Source organism: Herbihabitans rhizosphaerae, assembly GCF_004216555.1.
Classification (GTDB): domain Bacteria; phylum Actinomycetota; class Actinomycetes; order Mycobacteriales; family Pseudonocardiaceae; genus Herbihabitans; species Herbihabitans rhizosphaerae.
Window position 1 is genome coordinate 398,584 of the sequence record NZ_SGWQ01000002.1, and the last position, 13,054, is coordinate 411,637.

The 13,054-nt window shown below is 69.2% G+C and carries 12 protein-coding genes and 1 riboswitch; of the genes, 6 read left to right on the plus strand and 6 right to left on the minus strand.

The window, feature by feature from the left end; genetic code table 11:
• Window positions 1-183, plus strand: coding sequence for a DUF397 domain-containing protein (locus EV193_RS07450; RefSeq protein ID WP_423202141.1), 183 nt, complete (start codon window positions 1-3; stop codon window positions 181-183).
• Here EV193_RS07450 and EV193_RS07455 read toward each other — a convergent pair.
• From EV193_RS07455 to EV193_RS07465, 3 genes are read right to left on the minus strand one after another with little or no spacing between them, the layout of a single operon-like run.
• Window positions 155-1,648: a precorrin-2 C(20)-methyltransferase gene (locus EV193_RS07455; protein WP_207222544.1), complete on the minus strand. Its 1,494-nt coding sequence runs from the start codon at window positions 1,646-1,648 to the stop codon at window positions 155-157. The genes EV193_RS07450 and EV193_RS07455 overlap by 29 nt on opposite strands.
• 2 nt (window positions 1,649-1,650) lie before the next feature.
• A complete protein-coding gene (locus EV193_RS07460; protein WP_242613201.1) occupies window positions 1,651-2,283 on the minus strand; it encodes a precorrin-8X methylmutase in 633 nt (210 codons plus the stop codon).
• Window positions 2,280-3,431, minus strand: coding sequence for a precorrin-3B synthase (locus tag EV193_RS07465; protein WP_130343259.1), 1,152 nt, complete (start codon window positions 3,429-3,431; stop codon window positions 2,280-2,282). The genes EV193_RS07460 and EV193_RS07465 overlap by 4 nt, the downstream gene beginning before the upstream one ends.
• Window positions 3,432-3,487: 56 nt before the next feature.
• A riboswitch (cobalamin riboswitch) is annotated at window positions 3,488-3,608 on the plus strand.
• A 30-nt stretch (window positions 3,609-3,638) separates the two neighbouring features.
• On the opposite strand from EV193_RS07465, the gene cobN reads away from it, so the two are divergent.
• A complete protein-coding gene (gene cobN, locus EV193_RS07470) occupies window positions 3,639-7,229 on the plus strand; it encodes a cobaltochelatase subunit CobN (RefSeq protein WP_130343260.1) in 3,591 nt (1,196 codons plus the stop codon).
• On the opposite strand, the gene EV193_RS07475 is transcribed toward cobN, so the two are convergent.
• A complete protein-coding gene (locus EV193_RS07475) occupies window positions 7,230-7,688 on the minus strand; it encodes an acyl-CoA thioesterase (protein WP_165401278.1) in 459 nt (152 codons plus the stop codon). It lies immediately after the preceding gene.
• 37 nt (window positions 7,689-7,725) lie between these two features.
• On the minus strand, window positions 7,726-8,478 hold the full coding sequence (locus EV193_RS07480) for a DUF998 domain-containing protein (protein ID WP_130343262.1): 753 nt from the start codon (window positions 8,476-8,478) through the stop codon (window positions 7,726-7,728).
• Between the two features lie 203 nt (window positions 8,479-8,681).
• Between EV193_RS07480 and EV193_RS07485 the strand changes: the two genes are divergently transcribed.
• The 4 genes from EV193_RS07485 to EV193_RS07500 are packed head-to-tail and all read left to right on the plus strand — an operon-like array spanning window position 8,682 to window position 12,129.
• The gene (locus tag EV193_RS07485; RefSeq protein WP_165401279.1) at window positions 8,682-9,614 is read left to right on the plus strand and encodes an ABC transporter ATP-binding protein; all 933 of its coding nucleotides are present in this window, start codon (window positions 8,682-8,684) and stop codon (window positions 9,612-9,614) included.
• Window positions 9,611-10,348 (plus strand): ABC transporter permease, encoded by a 738-nt coding sequence (locus EV193_RS07490; RefSeq protein ID WP_130343263.1) that lies wholly within the window; start codon window positions 9,611-9,613, stop codon window positions 10,346-10,348. The genes EV193_RS07485 and EV193_RS07490 overlap by 4 nt, the downstream gene beginning before the upstream one ends.
• Window positions 10,349-10,360: 12 nt before the next feature.
• Entirely contained in the window at window positions 10,361-11,527 is a 1,167-nt protein-coding gene (locus EV193_RS07495; RefSeq protein WP_130343264.1) for a sensor histidine kinase, read from the plus strand.
• Window positions 11,524-12,129, plus strand: coding sequence for a response regulator transcription factor (locus EV193_RS07500; protein WP_130343265.1), 606 nt, complete (start codon window positions 11,524-11,526; stop codon window positions 12,127-12,129). The genes EV193_RS07495 and EV193_RS07500 overlap by 4 nt, the downstream gene beginning before the upstream one ends.
• A 1-nt stretch (window position 12,130) precedes the next feature.
• Here the strand turns inward: EV193_RS07500 and EV193_RS07505 are convergent, their stop codons facing one another.
• A complete protein-coding gene (locus tag EV193_RS07505; protein ID WP_165401248.1) occupies window positions 12,131-13,015 on the minus strand; it encodes a hypothetical protein in 885 nt (294 codons plus the stop codon).
• Window positions 13,016-13,054 lie beyond the last annotated feature (39 nt).

The window sequence follows — 13,054 nt, forward strand, 5'->3', positions numbered from 1 at the left end:
TTGTCGACGCTGACGTGGCGCAAGAGCAGCCGCAGCAATCAGCAGGCCGAGAACTGTGTCGAGGTGGCCTTCGTGGATGCGGCGGTCGCGGTGCGGGACTCCAAGAACCCGGGCGGGCCGAGGCTGTCCTTCCCCGCGTCAGCCTTCGCGAGCCTTACCGCGCGGGGTAGCTCCTCGGCGTGAACACAGTGGTCGTGCCGTCCGGCTTGACCACAGCACGTGTCTGCGACGAGCCGATGATCAACAGGCACCGCATGTCCACTGTGGACGGGTCGATATCTGCGAGCCGTACTACGCGCACCGACTCCTGCGGCCCGCCGACGTCCCGGCCGATCACCACTGGTGTGTCCGCGGACCTGTGGCGCAGCAACAGATCCCGCGCTTCGGCGAGCTGCCAGGTGCGCGCCTTGGACGCCGGGTTGTAGATCGCGATCGCCAGGTCGGCCGACGCGGCAGCCGCCAGCCTTTCGGTGATCACCTCCCACGGCTTGAGCCGGTCGGACAGGGACAGCACGCAGTAGTCGTGGCCGAGGGGCGCTCCAACTCGGCTCGCCACGGCTTGGGCGGCGGTGAGGCCGGGGAGCACACGCACCGGCACGTCCGTCCATTGTGGATCGACGGCCACCTCCAGCACGGCTGCCGCCATCGCGAACACGCCTGGGTCGCCGGAGGACACGACGGCCACCCGCGCTCCATCTCGGGCCAGCTCCAGGGCGTGCGCCGCGCGTTCGGCCTCCACTCGGTTGTCCGACGGGTGCTTGCGCTGGCGGTGGTTGGTGGTCACGCGATCCAGGTACGGCCCGTATCCGATCAGCTCGTCGGCCTTGGCGAGCGCGTCGCGTGCCTCTGGGGTGAGCCACGATTGGCCGGCCGGACCCAGGCCCACGACGACCACCTCGCCGGCGGGTGGCACCTCCGTGGCGTTTGCCGCCGATCCGCTGGGCAGCAGCGCCAGCGAGAAATACGGCACGCTTTCGGGATCGACGTCCGCCAGTGGGGCGAGCCGTTGCTTGTCGGTGGTGGCCCGCTCGGCGTACCAGGCGTCGTCGAGCTTTCCCGCGCGGGACAAGGCATCCCGGACCTTGGTGAAGGTGCGGCCGAGCTTCAATACTGCCGCAGAGTCGGCGTTGGCGAGGTGTTCGGCGAGCACGTCTTCGGGGAGCGTGCCAGGGAGCACGGTGAGCGTTTCCTCGCCCTCGACCAGCGGCTGGCGCAGTTGGGCGGCCGCTCCGCTGATCGAGGTCACGCCTGGCACGACCTCGGTCGGGTACTGGTCCGCGAGGCGCTTGTGCAGGTGCATGTAGGAGCCGTAGAACAGCGGATCGCCCTCGCAGAGGACCACCACGTCGCGGCCGGCGTCCAGGTGGGCGGCCAGGGTGGCGGCCGCCTTGGCGTAGAAATCAGCCAGCGCGCCGGCGTAGCCGCCGGGGTGGTCAGTGCTCTCGACGGTGATCGGGTAGACGAGCGGCTCTTCGTGCACGCCGTCGCGAATGTGTTCTGCCGCAACGGATCGGGCGATGCTGCGGCCGTGTCGTGCACTGTGGTAGGCGATCACGTCGGCAGCTTCGATCATCCGCGCTGCTTTGATCGTGATCAGCTCGGGGTCGCCGGGGCCGAGGCCGACTCCGTAGAGGGTTCCGGTTGTCACGTTCACTCCGCCTCGCTTGCGATCGCGTTGACGGCGGCGACGGCCATCGCGCTGCCGCCGCGCCTGCCGTGCACCACCAGGTAGGGCACACCGGCCTCGTGCTCCGCGAGGTCCACTTTGGACTCGGCGGCGCCGATGAAGCCGACCGGGAGCCCAAGGATCGCGGCCGGCCTCGGCGCGTCTGCGTCGATCATCTCGAGCAGGCGGAACAGGGCGGTGGGGGCGTTGCCGATGGCGACGACGGCACCGTCGAGTTGGTCGGCCCACAGGTCGAGTGCAGCCGCACTTCGTGTGGTGCCAAGGGTTTTCGCGAGTGCGGGTACGCGCGGGTCGGACAGAGTGCACACGACCTCGTTGTCCGCCGGCAGCCGGCGGCGGGTGATTCCGGAGGCCACCATGTGCGCGTCGCACAGGATCGGCGCACCGGTGTCGAGGGCCGCGCGCGCGGAGCGCACCACATCGGGGGAGAAGGCGAGGTCGTCTACCAGGTCGACCATGCCGCAGGAGTGGATCATGCGAACGGCCACCCGCTCGATGTCCGGCGGCAGCCCGTCGAGCGGCGCCTCCGCGCGGATCGTGGCGAACGATCGCTTGTAGATCTCCGCGCCGTCGCGCACGTAGTCCCGTCGTGTCACACCGTTCTCCTGGCCTCGCCGGCGAGTTGCGCCGCTTGCTGTGCCGACAGCGCGGTACCGCACTGCCGGCCGTTCACCCATACTTGATAACCGTCCACAGTGGACACGACGTCCACGACTCGTCCGCGGGGAACACCGCAACGCCGTTCGCAACCCGCCCAGTGCACCGGGAGCCGGCCGGACGGTGTCGCGCGGGCGTGTGCGCGCACGTCGGTCAATGCCTTGGCGCACTTGGGTTTTCCGGTGCACGCCGTGACACCCGACAGCGGTGAGTCGGCGTCCCACAGCAAGTCCGCGTCGATCCGCCGGGGAAGCACGACGCTGCGCCACGGCGTGATGATGATCATGTCGGCCACGTCGGCGATCGTGTGTGCCTGCGCGGTGGTGAGGCGGCCGAGCGGTGCGCCCGCGACCACCGCGGAGCCAACCGGGCCGATCGGACCGCGCGCCAGCGGGGCGGGTACCTCGACCGGCTCGGCGAGATCGTCGGTCAGGCGTGCGGCCAGAGCGGCGCCGTGGTCCGCCAGCTCGGCGACCCGCCATGCCACGCCGTCGCGAATCTCAGGCTCGGTGAGAAACTGTCGTGCGGCGTTGATCATCGTGGGCACGGCGTCCATCAGTGAACAACGCACGCCGTGATCCCGACCGCCGACTGTCACTGCCGCCATATGACCGTCCAAGGGCCAGAGTCCGACATCGGCGCCCATGCCGGCGACATCGCCGCGACCGTCGTCCACCGTGAACAGGAAACGTCCTGGCAGCGCTGACAGTTCGGGAACCGCGCAGAGTGCGCGGTCGAGTGTGGTGGCAAGACCATGACCGTCCACACCGGACAGTGGGGACGCGACGATGTTGCGCACCCGCTCGTGCGTGGCGGACGGCAGCAGGCCGGCGGCGGCGAGGCGGTCGGCGAGCGTGCTGACCGAAGCCACGGCCATTCCGCGAATCTGGATGTTGGCTCTAGAGGTCAGCTCTAGTGTCCCGTCGCCGAGGTGGTCGGCGGCATCGGCGAGCACGCGTAGTTGATCACCGGTCAGCCGGCCACCGGGCAGCCGTACCCGGGCGAGTGCGCCGTCGGCCGCCAGATGCGGACGCAGCGCACCAGGGCAGGCGTCCGGCTCGTCCGGATGGCGTGTGGTGTCGGGCACCAGCCGAATATACGAAAGCCGCCGGCTTGACGAACGCGCGCCGAGTGTCAAGAGTGATCGATGCACCATGCGACGGCATGTGGAGGAAGCCGGTGAAAGTCCGGCGCGGTCCCGCCACTGTCACCGGAGGCACCTGCCTCTGGGAGCCAGACACTCCGTCGTCGCGTACTTCGAATTGGGGCGAGGACCCCCAGGAAGGCCGCGGGAATGATCCTGCTTCTGTCCACTTCGGACACCGATTTGCTGTCCGCACGCGCGAGCGGCGCCGACTACCGGTTGGCCAATCCGGCGCGTGTCGGTGTGGACGACCTGCCCACGCTGCTCGACGGGATCGCCCTGGTCGTCGTGCGAATTCTCGGCGGCCGGCGCGCCTGGGAGGAAGGGCTGGACGCGCTGCTGGCCACCGGTCTCCCGGTGGTCGTGCTGGGCGGTGAGCAGGCGCCGGACGCCGAGCTGATGGAGCTGTCCACGGTGCCGGGCGGCGTGGTCGCCGAGGCGCACGCGTACCTCGCGCACGGCGGGCCGGCGAACCTCCGTGAGATGTCTCACTTCCTGTCCGACACGGTGTTGCTCACCGGAAACGGGTTCGCCCCGCCGCAGGAGATGCCGGCGTGGGGGCAGTTGGAGCGGGTGTCGAGCCGGGCCGATGGCCCGAAGGTCGGCGTGCTTTATTACCGCGCGCACCATGTGGCCGGGAACACGGCGTTCGTGGAGACCTTGTGCGACGCGGTCGAGGACGCCGGCGGCCAGGCGCTTCCGGTCTATTGCGCCTCGCTGCGGGGTGCCGCGCCCGAACTGCTGGAGCTTCTGTCCACTGTGGACGCTCTGGTGGTGACCGTGCTCGCCGCCGGTGGTACCCGTCCGGCCGACGCGGGTGCCGGTGGGGACGACGAGGCGTGGGACGTCGGGGCGCTCGCCGCGCTCGATATCCCGGTGCTGCAAGGACTGTGCCTCACCTCCTCGCGTGCGACCTGGGAGGAGAGCGACGACGGGCTTTCGCCGATGGACACCGCGACACAGGTCGCCGTGCCGGAGTTCGACGGGCGGCTGATCACGGTGCCGTTCTCGTTCAAGGAGACCGGCGCGGACGGGTTGTCGCACTATGTGCCGGACCCGGAACGCGCCGCCCGGGTGGCCGGGATCGCGGTGCGGCACGCGATGCTGCGGCACGTCCCGCCGGCGTCACGGAAGATCGCGCTGATGCTGTCGGCGTACCCGACCAAGCACGCGCGGATTGGCAACGCGGTGGGTCTCGACACACCCGTGTCCGCCGTGAAGCTGTTGAACACGTTGCGGGACAAGGGTTACGACATCGGCGAGCCGGCCGATCTGCCCGGTGTGTCCACATCGGACGGTGACGCGCTGGTGCACGCGCTGATCGAGGCCGGCGGGCAGGACGAGAACTGGCTGACCGAGGAGCAGCTCGCCGGCAACCCGATCCGGGTGCCGGCCGCCCGGTACCGCGAATGGTTCGCGACGCTGCCGGAGGCGCTGCGATCCGCCGTCGAGGGGCACTGGGGGCCGCCGCCCGGCGACCTGTTCGTCGACAAGTCGCGCGATCCGGACGGCGAGATCGTGCTGGCCGCGCTGCGCGCCGGGAACCTCGTGCTGATGGTGCAGCCGCCGCGCGGATTCGGCGAGAACCCGATCGCGATCTACCACGATCCCGATCTTCCGCCGAGCCACCACTACCTGGCCGCCTACCGGTGGATCGCCGACGACTTCGGTGCACACGCGATGATCCACCTCGGCAAGCACGGCAACCTGGAATGGTTGCCCGGCAAGAACTTGGGCATGTCGGCGGCCTGCGGGACCGACGCCGCGCTCGGCGATCTGCCGCTGATCTACCCGTTCCTGGTGAACGATCCCGGCGAGGGCACGCAGGCCAAGCGGCGCGCGCACGCCACGCTGGTCGATCACCTCGTGCCGCCGATGGCGCGTGCCGAGAGCTACGGCGACATCGCGCGGCTGGAGCAGCTGCTTGACGAGTACGCGTCGATCCAGTCGATGGACCCGTCGAAGCTGCCGGCGATCCGCGCGCAGATCTGGACGCTGATCCAGGCGGCCAAACTCGATCACGATCTCGGCTTGGCCGAGCGTCCGCACGACGCGGAGTTCGACGACTTCCTGCTGCACGTCGACGGGTGGCTGTGCGAGGTGAAGGACGCGCAGATCCGCGACGGCCTGCACGTGCTCGGCGAGGTGCCGGCCGGCGAGGCGCGGGTGAACCTGGTGACCTCGATGCTGCGCGCGCGGCAGATCTGGGGCGGCAAGGCCGGTGCACTGCCCGGACTGCGGGAAGCGTTGGGGCTCAACGAGGACGGCACGGCAGCGCGGGGCACGGTCGACGAGATCGAGGGCGTCGCGCGGTCGCTCGTCGAAGCGATGGAGCAGGCTGGTTGGGGTGATCCCGGTCCGGTCGTGCGCGAGGTGCTCGGCGAGGGCTTCGATGCCGTGGTCGCCGTGCTGCGGTTCGCCGCCGACGAGATCGTGCCGAGGCTGGCGCGCACCACCGACGAGATCGACGCGGTGCTGCACGCGCTGGACGGCGGCTACGTGCCGGCCGGGCCGAGCGGGTCACCGCTGCGCGGGTTGATCAACGTGCTGCCCACCGGGCGGAACTTCTACTCGGTCGACCCGAAGGCGGTGCCGAGCCGGCTGGCCTGGGACACCGGCCAGGCGATGGCCGACTCGCTGTTGGCCCGCTATCGCGAGGACACGGGGGAGTGGCCGCGGTCGGTCGGCCTGTCGATCTGGGGCACCTCGGCGATGCGCACCGCCGGTGACGACATCGCGGAAGTGTTCGCGCTGCTCGGGGTTCGGCCGGTGTGGGACGACGCGTCCCGCCGGGTGTCGGGGCTCGAAGTGATCCCGCTGGCCGAGTTGGAGCGGCCCAGGATCGACGTGACCGTGCGGATCAGCGGGTTCTTCCGGGACGCGTTCCCGCACGTGGTGTACCTGCTGGACGACGCGGTGCGGATGGTGGCCGCGCTGGACGAGCCGGACTCGGACAACTTCGTGCGCGCCCACGTGCGGACGGATCTCGATGCACATGGCGACGAACGGCGTGCCACCGCGCGCGTATTCGGTTCGAAACCCGGCACTTACGGCGCCGGCCTGCTGCAATTGATCGACAGCCACAACTGGCGCGACGATCGCGATCTCGCCGAGGTGTACGCGGTGTGGGGCGGTTACGCCTACGGCCGCACACTCGACGGTGTCGCCGCGCGGGAGGACATGGAGTCGGCGTACCGGCGCATCGCCGTCGCCGCGAAGAACGTCGACACCCGAGAACACGACATCGCCGATTCCGACGACTATTTCCAGTACCACGGCGGAATGGTCGCCACCGTGCGCGCCTTGACGGGTCGTGCGCCGGCCGCCTACATCGGCGACTCCACCCGCCCGGAGCACGTGCGCACCCGATCGCTGTCCGAGGAGACCGCGCGCGTGTTCCGGTCCCGCGTGGTCAATCCCCGGTGGATCTCCGCCATGCGCCGCCACGGCTACAAGGGCGCGTTCGAACTGGCCGCCACGGTGGACTATCTGTTCGGGTACGACGCCACGACCGGAGTGGTCGCCGACTGGATGTACGAAAAGCTGGCGCAGGAATACGTGCTGGACGAGGAGAATCGCAAGTTCCTCGAACAGTCCAACCCTTGGGCGCTGCACGGAATGACTGAGCGGCTTTTAGAAGCCGTCGACCGGGGCATGTGGGCCGAGCCCGACCCGGCCGTGCTCGCCGATCTCCGTGCCACCTATCTCGATATCGAAGGCAGCCTCGAAGACCGGGCTTGATCACAGGTGCACGACGCCGTGTCGTGTCTCCGGATGTCGGTGTCGAGGCGTCGGGATATGGGTACCGGTGTCGACGTACTGGATCAGGTGTGCGCGCTCATGCCGGGTCAGCGGCCTGGCCGCACCCGCCTCCGCGTCGAATGCGACGAGTACGACCTCCGACGTCGCGCACACCGCATCGGCCGGGCGAAAGGCACGCTGCAGCACCGTGAACGACGTGCGGCCGATATCGCCGATCGAGAGAGAAACGTCGATCTTCTCCTCGTGCGCCGGGATCGGCCGCACGAACTCGAACGTCATCCTCCGGGTGACGACGTTGATCGCCAGCGGGTCCATCTGGAGAAAGGCGGCGCGTGATTCTTGGAAGTATTCGACGATCCGAGCGTTGTTGACATGTCCGAGCCGATCCACGTCACCCCAACGCACCTGGAGTTTGTGGCTGAACAGTCTCGGTGACACGGACGATCCACTCCCCGCGTAGACGGTGATCACATGGCTACCGTACGAGGCTGTGAGGTTCGGTTGCCAGTACCGGAACGGGTGGATCTTGACGCGCGGAAAAGGACGGCGACGACGCGGCGCGCGCGATCAGCAGGAGCGCGCCGAGGAGGCAGATGTCGACGACGAGCGCGACTCGCTGGACGAGGCCGACGGGGAGGAGTTCGGCGAGTTCACCGATGATCGGCGTGTCCGGAAAGTCGCTGCACAGGTAGCTGATTCCGAACAACAGGAGGCACGCGGTGCTGTAGCGCGTCCACCGGGCGAGAATCGCGGAATTCCGGGAGAGTGCGGCGTTGTCGCGGAGGCGGTCGAGGATTGAATAGCCGATCGCCGGAACACTGATAAACGCGACGAGGCACGAATACTGGTGGATGTCGCCGCTGATCGCGCCGACGTACTCGCTGAACCTGGCGCGGAAGATCGCGGCCGCCGTGAGGCCGCCGATCCAGCAGCCGAACAGGATCTTCGTCGTCCGGTTGAGCGGGATTCGCGCGGCGGAGAGCGCACCGAGCAGGGTGAGTGAACCGATGGCCATCGACAGCATGCTGGTGGCCAGGAGCTGGGGCGCGTTGTCCTGGAAGGCGTAGCTGGACAAGGTGTCCAGCATCGGGTTGCCGTCGTTGATCAGGTGCAGGATCACCATCGTGAGCCCGCTCCACATGATTGCCGCGGCCGACACGATCAGCCACGGCCGGGATCTCGCCCCGGGAGAGACCCTCCCGGTCTGGTCTGCCACGTGTGTCGTCATGAAACAAGATTGGCGTGGCGGCCAGGGAATCGAAATCGGGGAAACACCCTGACCTAGGTAGACATTTGCCTACCCCTACGGCCCCTACGGAACATTCCTTTAGCCATTCTTGAGCCCTCCTTCGCTGCCCCTGACGTTTGTCATGGTCAGGTCGTGACGGCTGCCCTGCGTCTCGGGCCGCGTGCGGCGGGAGTCTCGTCGGTATGAACGAGAAACCGATATCCGGGGTGGCCGCCGGCGCCGCCGTCTACCTGGCCGGAGTACGCAAGTACTACGGGGACGTGCACGCCGTCGACGGAGTCGACCTGATCATCGCGCCGGGCGAGGTGGTCGCCCTGCTGGGGCCCAACGGCGCGGGCAAGTCGACCACCGTGGACGTGATGCTCGGGCTGACCAGGCCGGACGCGGGGGACGTGCGGGTGTTCGGGAAGACGCCGCACGACGCCGTCGCGGCCGGGACGATCGGCGCGATGTTGCAGGAAGGCGCGCTCCTCGACGACGCCACCGTGGGCGAGATGGTCGCCATGGTCGCGTCCCTGCACCGCAAGCCGATGCCGGTCGAGGACGCGTTGCGCCGCGCCGGCGTCGAGGAACTGGCCGGCCGCCGCGGGAGCAAGCTCTCCGGTGGGCAGAAGCAGCGAGTGCGGTTCGCCATCGCACTGGTCTCCGACCCGGACCTACTGATTCTGGACGAGCCGACCGCCGCGATGGACGTCGGCAGCCGGCGCGAGTTCTGGGGATCCATGCGCGGGTTCGCCGACGCCGGCCGGACCGTGCTGTTCGCGACGCATTACCTCGAGGAGGCCGAGGAGTTCGCCGACCGGGTGGTGCTGATGCGCTCGGGCACGGTGGTCGCCGACGGGTCGGTCGCCGAGGTGCGCGCGCTGGCGTCTGGGCGGACGCTGCGTGCGGTCGTTCCCGGCGTGGCCGAGCAGGCGCTGCACGGGCTGCCCGGGGTCACCGAGCTGATCGTCCGAGGCGACCAGATCGCCTTGTCCAGCAAGGATTCCGACGCGACGCTGCGCGCGCTGCTGTCCCGTCACCCGCAGGCGCGCGACATCGAGATCACCGCGATCGGCCTCGAAGGCGCGTTCCTCACCCTCACGGCCGACGAGTTGGAAGGAGCCGCCCGATGAGCGCGACCTACCTGGCGCTGGAGATGAGGCGGGTGCTGCGCACGCCGGCGTTCGCGGTGTTCACGATCGGGTTCCCGGTCGTGCTGCTATTCCTGTACAGCGGGATCTTCACCAACGACGCGGAGAACAAGCAGGTCGCCTTGGCGATCATCATGACCTCGATGTGCGCGTTCGGCGGGGTGACCGCATCCCTGGTCACCGGCACCAGGGCAGCCGAGGAGCGGCACGCGGGGTGGCAGCGGCAGCTACGGCTGACCCCGCTGTCCGGCGGCGGCTACCTGGTCGCGAAGGTGATCGTCGGCATGGTCGTCGCACTCGGGCCGATCCTGCTGGTCGCGCTGCTGGGCGGGCTGGTCCAGGGCGTGTCGCTGGACGCCGCCGGCTGGCTGCGGGTGACGCTCGGCGTGTGGCTCGGGATGCTGCCGATCGCGCTGATCGGGCTGTTCATCGGGCAGACCGCCACGGCGGACAGCGTGCAGGCGGTCACCCAGGCGGTGATGCTGCTGCTCACCCTGATCGGCGGGATCTTCATTCCGGTCGACTCGATGCCGGGGTGGTTGATCAACGTGTCGAAGGTGCTGCCCACCTACTGGATCAGTCAGATCGCCAGGGGCGCGGTCACCACCGACCTGTCCGAGGGGCTCGGCACGGCGATTCTGGTGCTGGCCGCCTGGACTGTCGTGGCCGGTGCGCTGGTCGTCCGGCGTTACCGTAGGGACAGCGCACGGGTCTGACGAACGGCAGCGATGAGCAGGAACCTGTTTGAGGTCGAGGCGGGTGCGGACGGCTTGTGGGCCGGCACGCTGCCCGCCTTCGCCGACAGCCGGAAGACAATGGGACGCCGCTGGACGCCTCCGGCGGCGTTCTTCCTGCTGTTCATGCTCGTGCCGGGGGTACCGGGGCTCCTCGACGACGGCATGACCACGCACACCGTCGTGTCGCTGATCCTGCTGACCGCCTACAGCGGGGCGTATCTGGTCTTCCCGGTGGTGATGTGGGGGCGGTCGATCGCGGCACGAGTGTTGCTGTGCTGTGGGTTGCTGCTGCTCGGCGGTGGGGTCGTCGTGGCGATGGGCCCGGACTCGCTCACCGTGATGATCTACGCGACGGCGGTGATCGCGTTCGCGATGCCGTTCGGGTGGGCGCTCTCGCTCAACGGCGCGGCGATCCTCACGCTGGTGGTCATTCAGCTCGTGGAGGGCACGTTCGTCGAGAACATCGGCGTTCTGGTCACCGTCGTCTCGATCACCATCGCGCTGTTCTTCATGGGGCAGCTGATCCAGACGATCCGGCAGTTGCGCAACGCGCAGGACGAGATCGCGACGTTGGCCGTCTCCGCCGAGCGGGAGCGGCTGGCGAGGGACCTGCACGACATTCTCGGGCACAGTCTCACGACCATCACGGTCAAGGCCGGGCTGGCTCGCCGGGTGTTGGAGAGCCAGGCCGACACGGCGCGGGCGATCGAGGAGATCCGTGAAGTGGAAGGTCTGTCCCGGCGCGCGCTCTCCGACGTCCGCGCGACCGTGTCCGACTACCGCGAGGTGTCCCTGTCCGCCGAGCTGGTCGGGGCGCGAGCCGCCCTGCGCGCTGCGGAGATCGACGCCGACCTGCCGCACGCGGTGGACAACGTCCGCTCCGATCTGCAGGGGCCGTTCGGGTACGTGCTCCGCGAGGCGATCACGAACGTGGTGCGGCACTCCGGCGCGCGGACGGTGACCGTGCGCCTCGGGCCGACCTGGATCGAGGTGACCGACGACGGCGCCGGATCAGGCAGCGCCACGCCGGGCAACGGCCTGCGCGGGCTGTCCGAGCGGCTTCGTGGCGTCGGTGGCAAGATCGAGTCCGGGCCGGTCGAGGGTGGCGGATTCCGGCTCACCGCAAGGGTTTCCGCTCCGCTGAAGGAGCACGTGTGATCAGGGTGCTGCTCGCCGACGATCAGGCACTGGTCCGTGGAGCGCTGGCGGCGATGCTCGGGCTGGAGCCGGACATCGAGGTGGTGGGCCAGGTCGGCAGCGGTGACGAGGTGTTGGACGCCGCTCGGCGCAGCACTCCCGATGTCGCGCTGTTGGACGTGCAGATGCCGGGGAAGGACGGCCTGACCGCGGCCGCCGAACTGCGCGACGGCATGCCACGCTGCCGGGTGATCGTGTGCACCACGTTCGGTCGGCCCGGCTACCTCGCGCGCGCGATGGCCGCCGGTGCCGCCGGGTTCGTCGTGAAGGACTCGCCGCCCGAGCAACTCGTCGACGCGGTCCGGAGAGTCCACAGTGGACTGCGCGTGGTGGATCCGGCGCTTGCCGCCGAGTCACTCGCGACCGGAGCAAGTCCGCTGACGACCCGCGAGCAGGAGGTGCTCAGGGAGGCGAGCGACGGGAGCACGGTTGCCGATGTCGCCCGTGCGCTCCATCTTTCCGAGGGCACGGTGCGCAACCATCTCTCCGCCGCGATCGGCAAGACCGGGGCCAGGACTCGGGCCGAGGCCGCTCGACTCGCCGAGGAGCGCGGCTGGTTGTAGCTCACAGCACGGCGAGCACCGCGGCGACGGCCTCGGAACGTTTGCCGGCGTCCATCCGGATCGCCGGCCGGAACTCCTGGTGGACGAACTGTCCGCCGGTTGCCCGGCTGTGCTTGCCCTGCGGGTTGCAGGTGGCGCCGAGATCGGCCCACTGGTCGCCGTCGAACACCCCGGCGTCGATCCCGCGGTCCGTGAACTCGGTGCGCAATCGGTGCAGCTCGGCCGGGGGCGTGTCGTTGCCGTTGCTGAGCACGACGTCGGGATAGCCGTCGCGGTCGGCGAACCCGTGGTACTGCAGGGCGACCGTGCCTTGCCCGGCGATCCGGTGGACGGCCATGAACAGGCTGTGGTCATTGCGGGCCATGTCCGATTCGACGCCCCGGCAGGCGTCGGAGGGCTCGCCGTTGGCGTACCGGTGGGTGCCGGCCAGCAGCAGCAACGACGCGCCGGTGCGTTGGAAGGCCTCGACTCCGAACTCCGGCGTGTTCTGGTCGTGCAGCGGATGAGGGATCTCGACGAACACGTTCTTCGCCGAGCTCGACCGGTTGATCACGTAGGTACCCCAGCAGCGCTGGCACGGTGTGCGCTCCTGGATCACCAGATACGTCTCGAGTTCGTGCACCTCGTAGGCCAGTGGGGCCAGCATCGCCCGGGCACCGGCGATGTCGCCGGCACGTGCGGCCGCGATCGCCGAGGCAGCCGTGTCGACCTCGTTCGGCGGACCGTCGACGAAGGCGTCGCTGTCACGTCCCGGCAGTGTCCGCACCACCTCGGCCACATGTTCGGCCAGGCTGGGCGCCGGCGCGGCGGGCGCTTTGGCCGGCGCGAACACGATCATCGCGGCCAGCGCCATCGCGGCTGCCACGGCACGAGCGGTTGCGGACATGGAAACCTCCCAGTGCGGCAGTCCATGATTCACCAGGCT